General features: G+C 66.6%; 23 protein-coding genes. 11 read left to right on the top strand and 12 right to left on the bottom strand.

Translation table 11 applies throughout. The annotated features are described in order from the left end of the window. Nucleotides 1-54 precede the first annotated feature (54 nt). The gene (tig, locus tag BLR51_RS03985) at nucleotides 55-1,386 is read left to right on the top strand and encodes a trigger factor (RefSeq protein ID WP_089844220.1); all 1,332 of its coding nucleotides are present in this window, start codon (nucleotides 55-57) and stop codon (nucleotides 1,384-1,386) included. 616 nt (nucleotides 1,387-2,002) lie between these two features. Here the strand turns inward: tig and rplI are convergent. From rplI to rpsF, 3 genes are read right to left on the bottom strand one after another with little or no spacing between them, the layout of a single operon-like run. Further along, nucleotides 2,003-2,596, bottom strand: coding sequence for a 50S ribosomal protein L9 (gene rplI / locus BLR51_RS03980; protein ID WP_089844218.1), 594 nt, complete (start codon nucleotides 2,594-2,596; stop codon nucleotides 2,003-2,005). A gap of 12 nt (nucleotides 2,597-2,608) precedes the next feature. Beyond that, a complete protein-coding gene (rpsR, locus tag BLR51_RS03975; protein WP_089844216.1) occupies nucleotides 2,609-2,836 on the bottom strand; it encodes a 30S ribosomal protein S18 in 228 nt (75 codons plus the stop codon). Between the two features lie 19 nt (nucleotides 2,837-2,855). Beyond that, nucleotides 2,856-3,284, bottom strand: coding sequence for a 30S ribosomal protein S6 (gene rpsF, locus BLR51_RS03970; RefSeq protein ID WP_089844213.1), 429 nt, complete (start codon nucleotides 3,282-3,284; stop codon nucleotides 2,856-2,858). Nucleotides 3,285-3,516: 232 nt separating this feature from the next. On the opposite strand from rpsF, the gene BLR51_RS03965 reads away from it, so the two are divergent. Together BLR51_RS03965 and BLR51_RS03960 are read left to right on the top strand one after the other, a co-directional pair. Then, the gene (locus BLR51_RS03965) at nucleotides 3,517-3,786 is read left to right on the top strand and encodes a hypothetical protein (protein ID WP_131821779.1); all 270 of its coding nucleotides are present in this window, start codon (nucleotides 3,517-3,519) and stop codon (nucleotides 3,784-3,786) included. A gap of 102 nt (nucleotides 3,787-3,888) precedes the next feature. Then, nucleotides 3,889-4,461, top strand: coding sequence for a YceI family protein (locus tag BLR51_RS03960; protein WP_089844633.1), 573 nt, complete (start codon nucleotides 3,889-3,891; stop codon nucleotides 4,459-4,461). An 88-nt stretch (nucleotides 4,462-4,549) separates the two neighbouring features. On the opposite strand, the gene BLR51_RS03955 is transcribed toward BLR51_RS03960, so the two are convergent. Then, nucleotides 4,550-5,221 (bottom strand): helix-turn-helix transcriptional regulator, encoded by a 672-nt coding sequence (locus tag BLR51_RS03955; protein WP_089844210.1) that lies wholly within the window; start codon nucleotides 5,219-5,221, stop codon nucleotides 4,550-4,552. Between the two features lie 217 nt (nucleotides 5,222-5,438). On the opposite strand from BLR51_RS03955, the gene BLR51_RS03950 reads away from it, so the two are divergent. Genes BLR51_RS03950 through BLR51_RS03930 form a run of 5 tightly spaced genes read left to right on the top strand, consistent with a single transcriptional unit; the run spans nucleotide 5,439 to nucleotide 8,483 of the window. Then, entirely contained in the window at nucleotides 5,439-5,654 is a 216-nt protein-coding gene (locus BLR51_RS03950) for a twin-arginine translocase TatA/TatE family subunit (RefSeq protein ID WP_089844208.1), read from the top strand. A 6-nt stretch (nucleotides 5,655-5,660) separates the two neighbouring features. Next, nucleotides 5,661-6,143, top strand: a complete 483-nt coding sequence (tatB, locus tag BLR51_RS03945) for a Sec-independent protein translocase protein TatB (protein ID WP_089844206.1) — start codon at nucleotides 5,661-5,663, stop codon at nucleotides 6,141-6,143. Next, nucleotides 6,140-7,096: a twin-arginine translocase subunit TatC gene (gene tatC, locus BLR51_RS03940; protein ID WP_089844204.1), complete on the top strand. Its 957-nt coding sequence runs from the start codon at nucleotides 6,140-6,142 to the stop codon at nucleotides 7,094-7,096. Before tatB ends, tatC begins: the two co-directional genes overlap by 4 nt. Nucleotides 7,097-7,137: 41 nt before the next feature. After that, on the top strand, nucleotides 7,138-7,935 hold the full coding sequence (locus tag BLR51_RS03935; RefSeq protein WP_375342676.1) for an ATP-binding protein: 798 nt from the start codon (nucleotides 7,138-7,140) through the stop codon (nucleotides 7,933-7,935). 23 nt (nucleotides 7,936-7,958) lie between these two features. Then, entirely contained in the window at nucleotides 7,959-8,483 is a 525-nt protein-coding gene (locus BLR51_RS03930; RefSeq protein ID WP_089844199.1) for a GNAT family N-acetyltransferase, read from the top strand. 25 nt (nucleotides 8,484-8,508) lie between these two features. Here the strand turns inward: BLR51_RS03930 and BLR51_RS03925 are convergent, their stop codons facing one another. From BLR51_RS03925 to purF, 7 genes are all read right to left on the bottom strand, one after another. Continuing rightward, the gene (locus BLR51_RS03925) at nucleotides 8,509-9,747 is read right to left on the bottom strand and encodes a M23 family metallopeptidase (RefSeq protein ID WP_089844197.1); all 1,239 of its coding nucleotides are present in this window, start codon (nucleotides 9,745-9,747) and stop codon (nucleotides 8,509-8,511) included. A gap of 66 nt (nucleotides 9,748-9,813) precedes the next feature. Further along, nucleotides 9,814-10,458, bottom strand: coding sequence for a protein-L-isoaspartate(D-aspartate) O-methyltransferase (locus BLR51_RS03920; protein WP_089844194.1), 645 nt, complete (start codon nucleotides 10,456-10,458; stop codon nucleotides 9,814-9,816). After that, nucleotides 10,455-11,240, bottom strand: a complete 786-nt coding sequence (gene surE / locus BLR51_RS03915; protein WP_089844193.1) for a 5'/3'-nucleotidase SurE — start codon at nucleotides 11,238-11,240, stop codon at nucleotides 10,455-10,457. Before surE ends, BLR51_RS03920 begins: the two co-directional genes overlap by 4 nt. Nucleotides 11,241-11,378: 138 nt before the next feature. Next, nucleotides 11,379-12,026 (bottom strand): SDR family NAD(P)-dependent oxidoreductase, encoded by a 648-nt coding sequence (locus tag BLR51_RS03910; protein ID WP_089844191.1) that lies wholly within the window; start codon nucleotides 12,024-12,026, stop codon nucleotides 11,379-11,381. Nucleotides 12,027-12,057: 31 nt separating this feature from the next. After that, a complete protein-coding gene (locus BLR51_RS03905) occupies nucleotides 12,058-12,315 on the bottom strand; it encodes a type II secretion system protein N (protein WP_110506197.1) in 258 nt (85 codons plus the stop codon). A gap of 138 nt (nucleotides 12,316-12,453) precedes the next feature. Beyond that, a complete protein-coding gene (locus tag BLR51_RS03900) occupies nucleotides 12,454-13,014 on the bottom strand; it encodes a DUF2199 domain-containing protein (RefSeq protein WP_165616723.1) in 561 nt (186 codons plus the stop codon). Continuing rightward, nucleotides 13,011-14,480 carry an amidophosphoribosyltransferase gene (purF, locus tag BLR51_RS03895; protein WP_089844627.1) on the bottom strand — a complete coding sequence of 490 codons (1,470 nt, stop codon included), beginning with the start codon at nucleotides 14,478-14,480 and terminating at the stop codon, nucleotides 13,011-13,013. The genes BLR51_RS03900 and purF overlap by 4 nt, the downstream gene beginning before the upstream one ends. A gap of 228 nt (nucleotides 14,481-14,708) precedes the next feature. Here purF and BLR51_RS03890 point away from each other — a divergent pair, with 228 nt between their 5' ends. Genes BLR51_RS03890 through BLR51_RS03880 form a run of 3 tightly spaced genes read left to right on the top strand, consistent with a single transcriptional unit; the run spans nucleotide 14,709 to nucleotide 17,264 of the window. Then, the gene (locus BLR51_RS03890; protein ID WP_089844189.1) at nucleotides 14,709-16,145 is read left to right on the top strand and encodes a cytochrome ubiquinol oxidase subunit I; all 1,437 of its coding nucleotides are present in this window, start codon (nucleotides 14,709-14,711) and stop codon (nucleotides 16,143-16,145) included. Between the two features lie 10 nt (nucleotides 16,146-16,155). Further along, nucleotides 16,156-17,172: a cytochrome d ubiquinol oxidase subunit II gene (cydB, locus tag BLR51_RS03885; protein ID WP_089844187.1), complete on the top strand. Its 1,017-nt coding sequence runs from the start codon at nucleotides 16,156-16,158 to the stop codon at nucleotides 17,170-17,172. Next, nucleotides 17,172-17,264, top strand: coding sequence for a DUF2474 domain-containing protein (locus tag BLR51_RS03880; RefSeq protein ID WP_089844185.1), 93 nt, complete (start codon nucleotides 17,172-17,174; stop codon nucleotides 17,262-17,264). The genes cydB and BLR51_RS03880 overlap by 1 nt, the downstream gene beginning before the upstream one ends. An 87-nt stretch (nucleotides 17,265-17,351) precedes the next feature. Here the strand turns inward: BLR51_RS03880 and BLR51_RS03875 are convergent, their stop codons facing one another. Continuing rightward, nucleotides 17,352-17,924 carry a CvpA family protein gene (locus BLR51_RS03875; RefSeq protein WP_089844183.1) on the bottom strand — a complete coding sequence of 191 codons (573 nt, stop codon included), beginning with the start codon at nucleotides 17,922-17,924 and terminating at the stop codon, nucleotides 17,352-17,354. Between the last annotated feature and the right edge of the window lie 35 nt (nucleotides 17,925-17,959).

The following is a 17,959-nucleotide window of genomic DNA, read 5'->3' as shown; positions in this document are numbered from 1 at the left end:
CCAAATTCGGACGAAGGGGGCCGCGTGCCCCACTTGAAGCATATGAGGATTGGCATGCAGGTCACCGAGACGCTGAACGACGGGCTGAAGCGCACCTACGCGATCACCGTCACCGCCGCGGAGCTGGAAGAAAAGGTCAACGCCAAGCTGGCGGAAGCCCGGCCCGAAATCGAGATGAAGGGCTTCCGCAAGGGCAAGGTGCCGATGCCGCTGCTGAAGAAGCAGTATGGCCAGCGTCTGCTGGGCGAGACCATGCAGGAAGCCATCGACGGCGCCATGTCCGAGCATTTCGAACAGACCGGCGACCGTCCGGCCATGCAGCCTCAGGTCAAGATGACCAACGAGGACTGGTCCGAAGGTGACGACGTGCAGGTCGAGATGAGCTATGAAAAGCTGCCCGACGTGCCGGAAATCGACGCCTCGGCCATCACGCTGGAAAAGCTGGTGGTGAAGGCCGACGAGTCCGCCGTGGACGAGGCGCTGGCGCAGCTGGCCGAAAACGCGCAGGATTTCAACGACCGCGCCGAGGATGCCGCCGCCGTGGACGGCGACCAGATCGTGATCGATTTTCTGGGCAAGGTCGATGGCGAGGCCTTTGAAGGTGGCGCCGCCGAGGATTACCCGCTGGTGCTGGGATCCGGTTCGTTCATCCCCGGCTTCGAAGAGCAGCTTCTGGGCCTGAAGGCGGGCGACGAGAAGGCCGTCGAGGTCACCTTCCCCGAGGAATACGGCGCAGAGCATCTGGCGGGCAAGGCCGCCGTGTTCGACGTGACCGTGAAAGCCGTCAAGGAGCCGGTGGCTGCCGCCATCGACGACGAGCTGGCCAAGAAATTCGGTGCCGAGGATCTGGACGCCCTGAAGGGCCAGATCCGCGACCGTCTGGAAGCGGAATATACCGGGGCCGCGCGTCAGGTGATGAAGCGCGCGCTGCTGGACGCGCTGGACGGTCTGGTCAGCTTCGATCTGCCGCCCGCACTGGTGGAGGCCGAGGCCAAGCAGATCGCGCATCAGCTGTGGCACGAAGAAAACCCCGACGTACATGACCACAACCACGACACCATCGAGCCCAGCGAAGAGCACCAGAAGCTGGCCGAGCGCCGCGTGCGTCTGGGGCTGCTGCTGGCCGATATCGGCCAGAAGGCCGAGGTCGAGGTCACCGATCAGGAAATGACGCAGGCCGTCATGGCGCAGGCCCGCCAGTATCCGGGTCAGGAGCGCGCCTTCTTCGACTTCGTGCGCCAGAACACCCAGATGCAGCAGCAGCTGCGCGCGCCGATCTTTGAAGACAAGGTGATCGATCACATCGTGGCCGGTGCCGTGGTGACCGAAAAAGAGATCACCAAGGACGAGCTGCAGGCAGCTGTCGAGGCGCTGGACGAGGAGTGATCCCCGCCCTCTGCAAGGCCTTCCGAGGCATCAGGGCCGCCCTTCGGGGCGGCCTTTTCTTTTGCGCGGGCGGCGCGGAGGGCAGGAGGGGGCGCTGCCCCCTCTTGGCCTGCGGCCAATTCACCCCCGGAGTTTAGATGCAAGATGAAGGAGCAGGCGCGGCGCCGTGCGGCGGCACTGAGCGCGCGGCGGGAGCGGCCGCATGCGCAACCGGGGCGCCGCGCTGGAGGGCCGCGTGGGGCACCTTGGGCAGGGTGTCGGGCGCATCCGGCGGTCGGAAGCGGACATGCGGCACCGGAGGGCGGCCTGGGGCGGGGCAGGACGGGCCGCGCACGTGTCCGGGTGCCGGCTCGCCGGGCATGGGCCGGGGCTGAGAGTGCAAGGGGGGCAGGCGGCGCGCGTCCGGGTGCCGGATGCAGGCACGCCGCGCCGGAGGGCTGCATGGGGCCGGGCTGGAGGGCTGAGCTGAGCGGCGGCGGATGCAGGCCTGCCGGGCCGCATGGGCAGGGGCTGAGGGCTGAGTGCGACGGGAGGGGCGGCGCGCAGCCGGGCCCAGAAGCAGAAACGCCGCGCCGGGGGACCGGCGCGGCGTCTGTCTGTGCGGGATCGCGCCGGATCAGGCGTCGTCGCGCTCGTCCCGGTCTTCGTCGTCGGTGGCGCCACCGAGATCATCGAACAGTTCCGAGATCTCGAATTCGGCCTGTGCCTCTTCCTCGGCGGCCAGTTCCTGAATGGACTTGCCGGCGGCCTGAATTTCGGCCTCCTCGGGGGAGCGGGCGACGTTGAGCAGGATCACGACCGTCACCTCGGGGTGCAGGTGCACCTCGACTTCGTGCAGGCCCAGTTCCTTGATCGGCTTGCGGATCAGGACCTGCTTGCGGTCGATCGTGAAGCCGGCTTCGGTGGCGACATCGGCGGCGTCACGGGTGGTGACGGAGCCATAAAGCGCGCCGCCATCGGACGCCTGACGGATCACGACAAAGCGCTGGCCGTCAAGGTTCTGTGCCAGAGCCTCGGCTTCCTTGCGGGTGTCGAGGTTGCGCGCTTCAAGCTGGGCTTTCTGCGACTCGAAGGCGGCGATGTTCTCTTTCGAGGCGGTCAGCGCCTTGCCCTGCAGCAGCAGGTAGTTGCGGGCGAAGCCGGGCTTGACGTCGACGACATCGCCCATCTGGCCAAGCTTGGCCACGCGTTCCAGAAGGATGACTTGCATCTGTCTTGCTCCTTACTTCACGACGTAGGGCAGAAGGGCGAGGAAGCGGGCGCGCTTGATGGCGCGGGCCAGTTCACGCTGCTTCTTTGCGGAGACGGCGGTGATGCGCGAGGGCACGATCTTGCCGCGCTCGGAGATGTAGCGCTGCAGCAGACGGGTGTCCTTGTAGTCGATTTTCGGCGCATTGTCCCCGGAGAAGGGGCAGACCTTGCGGCGGCGGAAAAACGGTTTTGCGGCCATGGTTTAGCTCCTTTCCAGTTCAGTTGCGGCGTTCGCGGCGTTCGCCACGATCACCCCGGTCGCCACGATCACCTCGGTCGCCGCGATCTCCGCGGTCGCCGCGATCACCCCGGCCTTCGCGCTCGTCGCGCTTCTGCATCTGGGCGGAGGGGCCTTCCTCATGCGCTTCGACCTTGATGGTCAGGACGCGCATCACGTCATCATGCAGACCCATCAGGCGCTGCATTTCCTGAACGGCGGACGCGGGCGCGTCGGTCTTCAGGAAGGCGTAGTGGCCCTTGCGGTTCTTGTTGATCTTGAACGCCATGGTCTTGACGCCCCAGTATTCGGATTCGACGACGGTGCCGCCGTTATCCGTCAGGACGGTGCCGAAATGTTCGACAAGACCTTCGGCCTGCGCGCTGGAAAGATCCTGACGCGCGATAAAGACATGCTCGTAAAGCGGCATGTGTGCTCCATTTGTGTCCGGGCGCATTTCATAGGGCAGGTCATCCACTCCGCACCTGCCCACGAGAGACTGCGCGTTTCATCGTCTCGCAGAGGGATGGCGCCGTATACACGCTTGGTCCATGGATTCAACCCCCGCCGCCGCCGCCCGGGCAATTCCTTGGTCATGCCCAATTCCGGCCTTCTTTTGACGCGAGGTTAACCTTGTGACGCGTAGCGAGGGAGAGAGCAAGATGTCCGCAGAAACCACGTTTCCGGTCGTACCAATGCCGGCGCAAGACAGCATCATCGTTCTGTTGCGGATGATCGTGCTGGTGGCGGGTGTCACGCTCTGGGCGGCGGCGCTGACCATCTGGCTGGTGCCCACCTCCGAAGGGCTGCCGGCGCTGCAACTGGTCCGGCTGGGGCTGTCGCTGTTTCTGGCGCTGACCGGCACCGCCTGCCTGCTGGGCGGGCGCAGCCAGCCGCAGCAGGGGCCGCAGCCGCGCCCCCTGCGGGAATGAGTGTTCGTATTTCCACAGACCCTGTGGGCGAAGACCGGATTGCCGCGGCGCGGCACTGCCCCACATGAAGAGGCATCTGAAATCCTGATGGAGATGCCTTTCATGAAATCCTATCTGCTCGCCGGTGCGCTGGCGCTTGCCCCCCTTGCTGCTGCCGCCGAACCCGAAGCCTATTCGGTGGATCCGAGCCACAGCCAGATCGTGTTCTCCTACAACCACCTTGGCTATTCGGTCGGCTACGGCATGTTCTCCGGCTTCGAGGGCGTCATCTCCTATGATGCCGAAGAGCCTGCCGCCTCTTCCGTGGAAGTGTCCTTCCCGGTGCGCAGCATGATCACCGGCTGGGAAGCCCGGTTCGACCATTTCATGAGCGGCGATTTCTTCGACGCGGCCGAGGACGAGATGGTGACCTTCACCTCCACCGGCATCGAAGTGACCGGCGAGGACACCGCGCTGATCACCGGCGATCTGACCCTGAACGGCGAGACCAAGGAAGTCGTGCTGGACACCAAGCTGATGCAGGCAAGCGAGCATCCGATGGAAGGCAAGCCGTGGCTGGGCTTCACCGCCACCACCACGCTGCTGCGGTCGGATTTCAACCTTGGCATGTTCGCGCCCTATGTCAGCGACGAGGTCGAGCTGAACATTTCCGTCGAGGCGATGAAGGCAGAGTGATCCAATCCTCTGTTCGGCCCGTATAAGGCCATGTAACGAGTTTTGAACGCCCCCGGAGCCGCTGGTTCCGGGGGCTTTTCTGTCTCTGTCAGCGGCCCGTGCCGCGCGCGCGGAAATCGGCGAGGCTTTTGCCCGGTTCATCCACGAAGAGCCCCGGCAGCGGCGTCAGCGCCGTGACCCGGTCGATGCGGAACGTGTCGAAATCCCGCGCGGTTTCGTTCCAGACCACGCAGGTCCAGACCCGGCCCCAGTAATCCAGATGCAGCGGGCGCACCTCCTGCGGGGGCTCGCCCTCGCGCAGCGTGACGCGCAGCTTCTGCCGGGCGCGGATCGCGGCGCGGAAGGCGGGCATGAAGCGGAACCCCTCCGCCGCTTCGCGGAACGGGTAGGTGGCAAAGCCGAAACTGCCCGCCGCAGCCCCGGCATCCTCGGGCAGCACCGCGTCGATCTTGGCCGAAAGCGACCGCGCCGCCTGCGCCAGATCGGCCATGTCGGCGGCGCCGATGGCGGCGAGCCCCAGATGCAGCGCCTCCAGTTCCGGCTCGGTCAGGTTCAGCGGCGGCAGGGTGATGGCGGCGCGGGCGGTATAGCCGCGCCCGCGCTCGCCCTCGACCGGCACGCCGGAAGCGGCGAGCGTTTCCATGTCGCGGTAGATCGTGCGCACCGACACCTGCAGGGCGGCGGCCAAGTCCTCGGCGGTGTGCAGATGGCCATCCTTCAGCCGCTGCATCAGCGCGTAAAGCCGGTCGGTGCGGGACATGCGATTCGCCTTTCTGCCATGGGGCGGGCCGGGATTTGCTGACATCATTCTGTCACCTGACAGGATACTGTCAGAAACTGTGACGATTTCCAGAGCCACAAGCGCCGTTCCGGGGCCTTGGCGCTTTTCAAGCGGTCGGAAAAGCCTCTAGAACCCGGACAGGGAATAAAACTCGGGCGCGCGCCGCTTCTGCCGCCGCCCCAACGGGAGAGACAACATGCTCAACAATATCGGGCTTCCGGGCATTCTGCTGATCGCCATCGTCGTGCTGGTGCTGTTCGGCCGCGGCAAGATCTCCAACCTCATGGGCGAGGTCGGCAAGGGCATCACCGCCTTCAAGAAGGGCGTCAGCGACGGGTCCAAGGACATCGAGGACGAGAAGGCAGACAAGGCCCGGGATGTGACCCCCGAGGACGAGAAGACCAAGGTCTGATCGCACATGTTCGATCTGGGCTGGTCGGAACTGCTGGTCATCGGCATCGTCGCGCTGATCGTTGTGGGACCAAAGGATTTGCCGGTGCTGTTCCGCAATGTCGGGCGCTTCATGGGCAAGGCACGCGGCATGGCGCGGGAATTCAGCCGCGCCATGAACGATGCTGCGGATGAATCCGGCATGCGCGACGTGGCGAAGACCTTCAAATCCGCCACGAACCCGCTGGGATCCGCGATGGACGGGGTGCGCGATGCCGCCCGGTCGATGACCGATCCCACGCCGCCGAAAAAGGGCGAGGGGCTGAAAGAGGATCCCGGCGCGCTTGATCCCGAACGCGCCGCGCAGAAGAAAAAGATCGAGGCGGGTGCCGCCCGCGCCGCCGCCGAACGCCAGAAACGCGAAGCCGAGGCCGCCGCCAAGCGCGCCGAGGAGTCCGCGCGCAAGGCCGAGGAAATGGAAGCGGCGCTGAAGAAAGACGGTGAGGCATGAGCGAGGCGCATGACGAGATCGAGGACAGTTCCGCCCCGCTGATCGAGCATCTGGCGGAACTGCGCACGCGGCTGATCCGCGCGGTGGTGGCCTTCATCATCGGCATGGTGCTGGCCTTCACCGTGGCCGAACCCATCCTGCAATTCCTGCTGGAACCGATCGAGGCGACGCTGCGCTCGCTGGGTGATCCGTCGCCCACGATGCAATACACCTCGCCGCAGGAATACCTGTTCACGCTGTTCCGGATTTCCATGGTGTTCGGCTTTGCGCTGGCCTTCCCGGTGATCTCTTACCAGCTGTGGCGCTTCGTGGCGCCGGGGCTTTACCGGTCGGAAAAGGGCGCCTTCCTGCCCTTCCTCATCGCCTCGCCGGCGATGTTCCTGCTGGGGGCGAGCTTTGCGCATTTTGTCGTGACCCCGCTTGCCATGGCGTTCTTCCTTGGCTTTGCCGATGTCTCGTCGATCTTCGCCGAACTTCTGGCCCGTGCCGCCGACACGCTGCCCGCCGGTGTGCCGATCGACACCGCCGTGGTGCCGGAAACCACCGAGGGCATGCGGATCACCTTCTTCGGCAAGGTGAACGAGTCGCTCGACATCACGCTGAAATTCATCATCGCCTTCGGGCTCTGTTTCCAGCTGCCGGTGCTGCTGACCCTGATGGGCAAGGCGGGGCTGGTGTCTTCCGAAGGTCTGGCCTCGGTGCGGAAATATGCCGTGGTGGCCATTCTGGTGCTGGCCGCCGTGGTCACGCCGCCCGATGTCACCACGCAGCTGATCCTGTTCGTGGTGGTCTACGGTCTTTACGAAATCTCGATCTTCCTTGTCCGCATGGTGGAAAAGAAGCGCGAGAAAGAGCTGAAGGCCCAAGGCCTGTGGTTCGAAGAAGAGCCTGATACCGAAAACGATCCTCTGATGAAGCAGTTCGACGAGGACGCGAAGGACGACCGCACGTGACCAAATCGACGCTGAAACGCATCGCCGCCGCGCTGGAACGCATGGCCCCCGCGCCGCAGGCCGCCCCAGAATTTGGGGCGGCCGAGGCGTTTGTCTGGCACACCAATCCCGACCGGCTGGAGCCGGTGCATCAGATCAGCCGCGTGGCGCTGCGCCTTCTGGTGGGGGTGGACCGCACGCGGGACACGCTGCTGCAGAACACGCTGCAGTTCGCGCGTGGCCTGCCTGCCAACAATGCCCTGCTCTGGGGTGCGCGCGGCATGGGAAAATCCAGCATCGTCAAGGCGGTGCATGCCGAAGTTCGCGCAAGGGGCGAAGATCTGAAGCTGGTGGAGTTGCAGCGCGAGGATCTGCCCTCGGTCGCGCGTCTGCTCAATCTGCTGCGCGCCAGCGACCAGCGCTTCCTGCTGTTCTGCGACGACCTGTCGTTCAGCCACGACGACCAGCATTACAAAAGCCTGAAGGCGGTGCTGGATGGCGGCATCGAGGGGCGGCCCGACAACGTGCTGCTCTACGCCACCTCCAACCGGCGCCACCTGATGCCGCGCGACATGATCGAAAACGAACGCTCCACCTCCATCAGCCCCTCCGAGGCGGTGGAGGAAAAGGTGTCGCTGTCGGACCGGTTCGGGCTGTGGCTGGGCTTCCACCCCTGTTCGCAGGACGACTATCTGGACATGATCCGGGGCTATTGCGCGGCACATGGCGTGACTGTCCCCGAGGACCGGCTGCGCGCCGAAGCCATCGAATGGCAGGCCACGCGCGGCGCGCGGTCTGGCCGGGTGGCATGGCAGTTCTTCGTGGATCTGGCGGGGCGCGAAGGCGTGGCGCTGAGCTGACGCAGACCGGAGGGGAGCGGCAGATGCAGGTTGCCCAAGGCGCCCGGCCCGATCTTGCGGCACTGGTGACGGCGGTGTTCTCCGCCTCCGAAGGGGCGGCGGAGGGCGCCGTGGTCGGCGGGCTGGTCCGCGACCTGCTGGCCACCACGCCCGCCGCCGACATCCGGGTGTTCTGCGCCACGGAGGCGGGCGAAACCCTTGGCGGCGTCATTTTCACCCGGCTGGATTTCCCCGAGGATCCGCACCGCGTGCTGCTGCTGTCGCCGATGGCGGTGGCTAGGCAGGGGCAGGGCGTGGGGCTGGCCCTGCTGCGCCACGCGCTGGCCGCGCTGCGCGCCGAAGGCTGGGATGTGGCGCTGACCTATGGCGATCCGGCCTTTTACGGGCGGGCGGGCTTTGCCCGCATCACCGAAACACAGGCGCGCGCGCCCCTGCCGCTGAGCATGCCGCAGGGCTGGCTGGGGCGGTCGCTGGACGCGGGGGCCATGCCGGCGCTGCGCGGGCAGTCACGCTGCGTGGCGGCGCTGGACCGGGCCGAGCTGTGGTAACGAAGCCCGGCGCCGGAAAGTGCTGTCAGCGCAGGTAGGTCATGGGATCGACGCTGTCGAAGCCCTTGCGCACCTCGAAATGCAGGAAGGCCGGATCCCCCGCGCGGACCGAGCCGATGGACTGGCCGCGCGTCACCGCATCACCCTTGGCGACCTGCAGCCCGTCCAGATGCGTGTAGATCGACAGCAGTTCGTCCGGGTGGCGGATAACCACGATCTGCACGTTGTCCGTGTTGCGGGTGATGGCGGCCACCGTGCCTGCGGCAGCGGCCTGCACCGGGGTGCCGCCGGGGGCCGCGATGTCGATGCCCTCGTTCTTGCCCTTGGCATATTCGCGCACGATGCTGCCCTGCACCGGCATGGCCATGGCGGCGGCGCTGGCGGGCTTTGACGTGCTCTGGCCGATCTCGGCCACGGGCTTGGCCGGTGCTGCGGGCGTGGTGGAGGCGGAGGCCGTCTGCGCCGCCGGGGCGGGTTCGTTCTGCGGCAGCGGCTGGCTGGCCGAGGGCGGCTGCGGCGTGGGCGATCCGGTGCCGGGCGCGGTGGTGGCCAGCGCCGCGTTGCTGCTGGCGCTGCTGCTGCGCGGCTCCGCCACCGGGATCAGCAGATACTGGCCCTCGCGCAGCGTGTAATTGGCATCAAGCGCGTTCCAGTCGGCCAGCGCGCGCGGGGTCACGTTGTAAAGCCGCGCGATGGTGAAGGCGGTCTCGCCGCGCGTCACCTTGTGGCGGATCGGCTCCACCCCGGTCTGGGGCTGGGCGGCGGTGCTGGCGGGCGGGGTGCCTGCGGGGGTGATGACCTGCGACTGCACGGCGGGGGCACGGTCGATGGCGCCCCCGGCGAGTGTGGCGATGTCGACCTGCGCGGGCGGCTGGATCGGGCCGGTGGTCGCGGCGCCGGTGGCGGGCGAGGGTTCGGACACCCGGCCCGGCAGGGCGATGATGACGCCCTCGCGCAGCGGATCGTCCGGCTGCATGCCGTTGTAGCGCGCCAGTTCTCCGGCGGGCAGGCCGATGCGCCCCGCCAGCGTCGCCACCGTGTCGTCGCGCCGGGCCACGGCCACCTGATAGTTCGGATAGGAGATGATGCCGCGATTGTCCGGGGCGGGGCGGTTGGCGGCGGCCTGCAGCGCGGCGGCGCTGGTGTCGACCGAGCCACCCATGCGGCCCCGCATGTCGTAATCCAGCGAGTCGCAGGCGGCGAGCGCGGCAAGAACCCCCAGCGGCAGGGCAAGGCGGGACGCGGTGAAGCGGCGATTGTGCATCTGTCTCTCGATCCTCAAATGCGCCCCTTGTGCCGGGACGTCACGGCAAATGGGCCGCAGGTTGGGTCAGCTGTCCTTGGCCAGCCCCTCGACCAGCGGCACGAAACGCACGGGGCGCAGTTCGTCATACTCGAATCCGTCTTCCGTGCGGGTGACACGGATCAGATGCTGCACGGTATCAGACTGCCCCACCGGCAGCACCATGATACCGCCAATCCGCAACTGGGCCAAGAGCGGGCCGGGCGGATCCTCGGCGGCGGCGGTGACCAGAATGCGGTCAAACGGTGCCTGATCGGGCAGACCGAAGCTGCCATCGGCGGTGAAGGCGGTGATGTTGGCCAGATCAAGCTGGTCAAAGACCAGCTTCGCCTCGGTGACCAGACGGCGGTGGCGGTCCACGGTATAGATGCGCCGCGCCAGCTGGCTGAGGATCGCGGCCTGATAGCCAGAGCCCGTGCCCACCTCCAGCACCTTGTCGCGGCTCGACACCTGCAGCGCCTGCGTCATGATCCCCACCACCGAAGGCTGCGAGATGGTCTGGCCGCAGGCGATGGGCAGCGGCATGTCCTCATAGGCGCGGTCGGTGAAGTAGCCCTTGACGAAATGCCCGCGGTCGATCCGTTCCATGGCGCGAAGCACGGCGCTGTCCGTCACCCCGCGCGACCGCAGGGCGAACAGGAACTGCATCTTGGCTTCGGCGTCAAAGCTCATGCAAAGGCGTCTTTCAGGCGGTCCAGCGCGTCATGTGCGGTCAGATCCGCGCGCATGGGCGTGACCGAGATATAACCGTCAAGATTCACCTCCGCATCCGATCCCGGCGTGGCGCGGGCGCGCTGGTCGCCGCCCCGGATCCACAGGAAGCGGCGCCCCGAGGGCGACAGATGCGGCTCGCAGCCATAGCTGGTGTCGATGCGGTAGCCCTGCGGCACGACGCGGGTGCCCTTGACCTCTGCGGCGGGCAGGGGCGGGAAATTCACGCTCCAGAACAGCCGGTAGGGCGCGTCGGGCTCCAGCCCGGTGGCAAGGATGCGGCGGATCACCTCGACGCCATAGGTTGCGGCCCCCTCGAAGGGGTTCTCCAGATCGCGGGTGCGCGGCCCCAGATATTGCGACAGCGCGATGGCGGGTAGGCCCTGCAGCGCGCCTTCCATGGCGCCGCCCAGCGTGCCGGAATAAAGCGCGTTTTCGGCGGAGTTGTTGCCCCGGTTGACCCCGGACAGGATCAGATCCGGCGGCGTGTCGGTCATCACGTCATGCAGCGCCGCGATGACGCAGTCGGCGGGGCTGCCCTCGGCGGCCCAGCGGCGCGGGCCAAGCTCGGCCACCATCATCGGATGGGTGTAGCTGATGCAATGGCCGACCCCGGACTGCTCGAAAGCGGGCGCCACGGTCCAGACTTCGCCTTGGGGGCCCGCGATCTCGGTGGCGATGGCGTGCAGCACCTCCAGCCCCGGAGCGTTGATGCCGTCGTCATTGGTGATGAGAATGCGCATGATCTGTCCCTCGTGCTGTCAACTCCATAGGGAATGCGCGCGCGCGGGGCAAGTCGCAGCACCCTGCCGCAGCGGCGGCAGGGGCCGGAAAATCAGGGCTGTGGGGAAAGCGCCGCTGTGGCGGGCGGTGGGGCGGGCCTAGGCCAGCCCGACCTCGGCCAGAAGCCGCGCCGCCTCGGCATAGGGGCTCGCCAGCGCGTCCTTGTCCTCGCCGGGGTGAAAGCGCATCCGGGTGGTGGTGTTCATCGGCGCGGGGGACAGGATGCGCACGCGCGGTCCGGTCTTTTCCGACTCGGCGGCCCAGCTGCGGGCCAGCGCGATCTGCGCGCCCTTGGTGGTGCCGTAATGGCCGTAGAACTTGCGCCCCGCCTGATCGTCCTCGAAGAACAGCGCCAGCCCCTCGGCACCCAGCAGGGGCGCGACATAGGGGATAAGCACGCCCATGGCGCCCAGATTGGTCGCCACCGACTTGTCCCAGTCCTTGCCGTCCATATGGCTGGCCAGCGTCAGGGGGGCGGCATGGACCGCCGTATGGGCCCAGACCGCGATGCCGCCCCAGCGGTCATGGATCGACCGGCAGAGCTGCGCCATGGCTTCGGGCTTGGTGATGTCCATGGGGGCCAGCGTGGCGCTGCCGCCCCGGGCCTTGATGCGGTCGTCCAGATCCTCCAGCCCACCGATGGTGCGGCCGACGGCAACGACATGATGCGCGGGCGCCAGCGCCTCGGCCAGGGCAAAGCCGAGACCGCGGGAGGCTCCGGTGACAAGGGCGATCTTTTCACTCATGCGCGCCCTGTCGCCTGCCGCGCGCGGAATGTCAATTCGGCAGGGTGATCCATTGCGCCGCACCCCGGCGGGCCAGCGCGATGCGGTTCTGATCGATCGCCACCACCTGCGCGCCATCGACCATGTCGCCGATGCCCACGGCTTCGGTGCGGCCATTCTTTTTCAGCACGAGGGCGGCGCGGTGCTGGTCGCGGCCAAACACGCCCAGCAGCAGCGGTCGGCTGCGGGGCAGAGGCGCCTGCGTGGTGGCGGTGGCCGCGATCTGCGGCGGGGTGCCGGTCTGTGCCATGATCTGATCCCTGTCCGTTGGGTGTGGACGGCTGGGATAGCGCGGGTACAGGGCAGGGCGAAAGGGTGCGGCGGGTCACGCCCGCGTGTGCCGGAGATGGGGCAGCGGCGGGCCGCGCAGGGCCGGGCGGTGGACCGCTCAGGCGGTCAGATGCGGCCTTATGTCATCTCCGAAGGCGGCGTAAAGATCGAGCAGCCCGTCGAAGGACAGCCCCTCGCCCTGCGCCTCGGCCAGCGGGCCGTCACTGGCGGTGAAGCGCGGCGGCTGGTCGGGGGCGACCAGCGCCAGCGTCAGCACGCTGGCGCGCTCCTCATCCAAGAGCGGCAGGGTATTGGCCAGCAGGCCCTCGCCGCCCTCAAAGCTGGCGGCGGGATCGTCATAGGTGGCAAGCCACGCGCGGAACACCTGTTCGGGCACTTCGGCCCAGACGCCAAGATAGAGCCGTTCTTCGCTGCCCCGGATGTCAAACCCCAAGAGCCCGCGCAGGAAATAGCGCCCGTCCATCCGGCACAGATCGGCGGTCAGCCGGTCTTCGCCCGCCAGCTTTTCGCCGCCCTCGGGGGCTGGCCCATAAGGCCAGTCCTCGGGAGCGTCAAAACCCAGATCGAACACGCCGGAAAACCGGCGCCCGCAGCAGGGGCAGGCGCGGTCGGGATCGTTGAAGCGCCGCCAGCGCGCATCCAGCGCCAGCAGGGTCACTCTGCCGCCGTCTTGAGCTTGAAGCCCTTTTCGATCATGTCCGCCGGTTCCACCGGATATTCGCCAGAGAAACAGGCATCGCAATATTGCGGGCAGCCATTGTCGCGGCCCTTCGCCTCGCCCACGGCGCGGTAAAGCCCGTCCAGCGAGATGAAGCGCAGCGAATCAACCCCCAGATGCTCGCGCATCTCGTCCTCTGACATGGTTGCGGCCAGCAGCTTTTCGCGCTGCGGCGTGTCCACCCCGTAAAAGCACGGCCATGCGGTCGGCGGCGAGGCGATGCGGAAGTGCACCTCGGCGGCCCCGGCATCAAGGATCATCTCCTTGATCTTGCGCGAGGTGGTGCCGCGCACCACCGAATCGTCGACCAGAATCACCCGCTTGCCACGGATCAGCGCCCGGTTGACGTTCAGCTTCAGCCGGACGCCCATGTTGCGGATCTGCTCGGTGGGTTCGATGAAGGTCCGGCCCATATACTGGTTGCGGATGATGCCCATGCCATAGGGAATGCCCGATTCATGGGCAAAGCCGATGGCGGCGGGGGTGCCGGAATCCGGCACCGGGCAGACCAGATCCGCATCGACCGGGGCTTCGCGCGCCAGTTCCACGCCGATCTGGCGGCGGGTCTCATAGACCGACCGCCCGCCGATGATCGAATCGGGGCGCGAGAAATAGACGTGTTCGAAGATGCAGAATTTCGACGGCTGCGGCCGGAAGGGGCGGCGGCTTTCGACCATCTGCCCGGTGATGACCACCATTTCGCCCGGTTCGATCTCGCGCACGAATTCGGCGCCGATGATGTCCAGCGCGCAGGTTTCCGACGACAGCACCCAGCCATCGCCCACCCGGCCCAGCACCAGCGGGCGCACGCCCAGCGGATCGCGCACGCCGATCAGCTTGGTCCGGGTCATGGCGACCACGGAAAACGCGCCTTCGACGCGGCGCAGCGCATCCTCCATCCGGGCGGGAATGTCGCGTTGCAGCGACCGCGCCATCAGGTGGATGATACATTCGCTGTCCGACGAGGACTGGAAGATAGAGCCGCGTTCGATCAGTTCGCGGCGCAGCGCATCGGCATTGGTGATGTTGCCGTTATGGGCGATGGCAGCACCGCCCATGGAAAATTCGCCAAAGAACGGCTGGACGTCGCGGATCGCGGCGCCTTTCGATCCGGCGGTAGAATAGCGCACATGGCCGATGGCCAGCACGCCGGGCAGCGTTTCCATCAACGACTGCTTGGTGAAGTTGTCGCGCACATAGCCGAAGCGACGTGCCGAGTTGAACCCGTGCTCGGGCGCATAGGAGACAATCCCACCCGCCTCCTGACCGCGATGTTGCAGCGCGTGCAGGCCAAGGGCGACAAAGTTTGCCGCATCGGTCACGCCGTTCACGCCGAAGACGCCGCATTCTTCATGCAGGCTGTCTCCGTCGATCGCGTCGTAATCGAAGGGGTGGGCGGGGGGCATCTGGCGTTGGGACAAGGGCAGCTCCGCATCCATGAGGCTCGAGTCGCAGCCTCCATACGGCCTGCGGCTTCCAGTGTCACGAAGTGTTCGCAATTCCCCGCAATACAAAGAGCCTATCTCGGCAATGTGAACGCGCTTGGCGTCAGGATGCCGCATCCGCAAAACTGGTCAAGCACAATCCCGTGCCCTAGCTCTGGATCATCAGGGATAACCTCAGGGGGCCATGGCATGGATACCTTTCTTGGTCTGGACGCAACGCTGCTTGCGCGGATTCAGTTCGGCTTCACGGTGTCGTTCCATTTCATCTTTCCCGCGATCAGCATCGGTCTGGCCAGCTATCTGGCGGTTCTGAACGGGCTTTATCTGTGGAAGGGCAACGACACCTATCTGCGGCTCTTCAATTACTGGGTGAAGATCTTCGCCATCTGCTTTGCCATGGGGGTCGTGTCGGGCATCGTGATGTCCTACCAGTTCGGCACCAACTGGTCGGGCTTTTCCGATCTGGCGGGGCCGGTGGTCGGGCCGCTCATGGCCTATGAGGTGCTGACCGCCTTTTTCCTCGAAGCGGGGTTTCTGGGCATCATGCTGTTCGGGCGGCGCAAGGTCGGGCCGGGCCTGCACATGTTCGCCACGCTGATGGTGGCGGTGGGCACCGCGATTTCCGCCACTTGGATCCTGTCGGTGAACAGCTGGATGCAGACCCCGCAGGGCTTTTCCATGAACGAGGCGGGGCAGTTCGTCCCCGAAGACTGGTGGGCCATCGTCTTTACCCCCAGCTTCCCCTACCGGCTGGCGCATACGCTGACCGCGACCTATCTGACCACCGCCTTTCTGGTGGGCGGGGTGGCCGCATGGCATCTGCTGCGCGGCGGGCAGGCCAATCCGGGCGTGCGGCGGATGTTCTCCATGGCGATGTGGATGATCGTGGTCACGGCGCCGCTGCAGGTGGTGCTGGGCCATGAACACGGGCTGAACACGCTGGAATACCAGCCCGCCAAGATCGCCGCGATGGAGGGGCATTTCGAAAGCCACCCCGACGGCGCGCCGCTGATCCTGTTCGGCATCCCCGATCAGGCGGCGCAGGAAATGCGCTATGAGCTGTCGATCCCCAACCTCTCCTCGGTGATCTTCGGCAAGGGCTGGACCGGGGCGCTGCCGGGGCTCGATACCGTTGCCCCCGAAGACCAGCCGCCGGTTGCGGTGGTGTTCTGGTCGTTCCGGGTGATGGTGGGGCTTGGCTTCCTGATGCTGGGCATGGGGGCTTGGGCGCTCTGGACGCGGCTGCGCGGCGATCTTTACGCCTCGCCATGGCTGCACCGCGCCGCCGTGCTGATGGGGCCTTCGGGGCTGGTCGCGGTCATCGCGGGCTGGATCACCACCGAGGTGGGCCGCCAGCCCTATGTGGTCTATGGCGCGCTGCGCACCGCCGATGCGGTCTCGCCGCTGGGGGCGGATGCCGTGGGCTGGTCGCTCATGGCCTTCATCGTCATCTATTTCACCGTGTTCGGGGCAGGCGTGCTTTATATCCTGCGGCTGATGTCGCATCCGCCCGAGGCCGGAGAGCACGGGGCGCGGGTCGAGCCGGGCCCGATCCGCAGCGCGGGCCTGACCCCGCAGCAGCAGTATCCCGGGCGGGGCAACCCCTCCGCCGATCCCGCAGAATAAGGATCCCGTCATGCCTTTTGATCTGACCGTCGCCTGGGCCCTGCTTCTGGTCTTTGCCGTCTTCACCTATGTGGTGCTTGACGGGTTCGACCTCGGCTTGGGGATCCTTTACCCGCTCTTTCCCGAAAAGCACGACCGCGATCTGATGATGAACACCGTGGCCCCGGTCTGGGACGGCAACGAGACATGGCTGGTGCTGGGGGGCGGCGGGCTCTTTGCGGCTTTCCCGCTAGCCTATGCCATCATCCTGCCCGCCACCTATCCGCTGGTCATCGCCATGCTGCTGGCGCTGGTGTTCCGTGGCGTCGCTTTTGAATTCCGCTGGCGCGCGCAGCGGCCTTTTTCGCGGGTGTCGTGGGATCTGGCGTTTTTTGGCGGCTCCACGCTGGCGGCGCTGACCCAAGGCATGATCCTTGGCACGCTGCTGCAGGGGATCGAGGTGGAGGGCCGCCAATATGCCGGGGGCTGGTGGGACTGGCTGACGCCGTTCACGCTGCTCTGCGGCGTGGCGGTGGTGCTGGGCTATGCGCTGCTGGGGGCCTGCTGGCTGAACATGAAGACCGAAGGCGAGATCCAGCACCGCGCCCGCGTCATCGCGCGGCTGGCGGGCTTTGCCACCGTGGCGGGGATCGTCGCGGTCAGCCTTGCCACGCCCTTTCTGGAAAACGCCTATTTCGAACGCTGGCTCGCATGGCCCGGCATCCTCGAGGTGGCGATCGTGCCGGTGTTGGTGGGGGTGCTGACGCTGGTGCTGGCCCGCGCGCTTCTGGCGGGGACGGGGCCGGACTGGCTGCCCTTCGTGCTGGTGCTGGCGCTCTTCGGCCTGTGCTTCGCGGGTCTGGGGGTGTCGATGTGGCCCTATGTGATCCCGCCCTCGGTCACCATCTATGACGCGGCCAGCCCGCCCAGTTCGCAGCTTTTCATGTTCGTGGGCGCGGTGGTGCTGGTGCCGATCATCCTTGCCTATACCGCCTATGCCTACTGGGTGTTCCGCGGCAAGCTCGACCCCTCTGAAGGCTATCACTGATGCGGCGCATCCTGTGGTTCGTGGCGCTTTACGGCGCGGGCGTGGCGGTGGTGCTGACCGTGGCCTATGCCATCCGGCTGGTGCTGCTGTAACCCCGCTCCCCACCAAAGCAGAACGCCCCGCCTCGGTCCGAGGCGGGGCGTTTTTTTTAAGGGCGGGCCAGTGCTCCGCGCCGGAACTCAGGCGTCGCTGCCGGCGGGGGCTTCGCAGACGCCGACCAGCTGCTCGTACTGGGTGGTGACCCAGCCCAGTGCCGCAGCGGGATCCTGTGCCGCGATCCGCTCGGTCAGCTGCGAAAAGATCGCGGCAGAGCGGGAATTGTCGATCATCGCGATGTCCTGCGCGGTGATCACGGTCTGGTAGACGAAGAAGGCCACCGCCACCAGCAGCACGCCGCGCGCCACCCCGAACAGGAAGCCCAGACCCTGATCCAGCCCGCCAAGCGCCGACCGCTGCACCAGCCCGGAAAACACCGGCGTGAACAGCGAGGTCACCACCAGCACCAGCGCAAAGACCGCCGCGAAAGCCGCGATGATCGACAGTTCGCAGCTGTCGGACAGGAATTCGCCGATCACCGGCACTTCCTTGACCAGCGGCTGCACCTGCGGTGCGAACATCACCGCCAGCATCGCCGCCACGATCCAGCCCGCGATGGCCAGCGCTTCGCGCGCCAGCCCCCGCGAATAGGCCAGCAGCGCCGACAGCACGATGACGAGCGCAACCACCCCGTCGACGATAGTGAAACCTTCCATGGCTCTTTGCGTCCCTTGCCTTGCGCTTGTCGGGG

Origin of the sequence: Salipiger marinus (genome assembly GCF_900100085.1) — a bacterium.
Taxonomy (GTDB): domain Bacteria; phylum Pseudomonadota; class Alphaproteobacteria; order Rhodobacterales; family Rhodobacteraceae; genus Salipiger; species Salipiger marinus.
The sequence above is the reverse complement of the archived record's forward strand: the minus strand, read 5'-3'. Positions and strand labels throughout refer to the sequence as shown.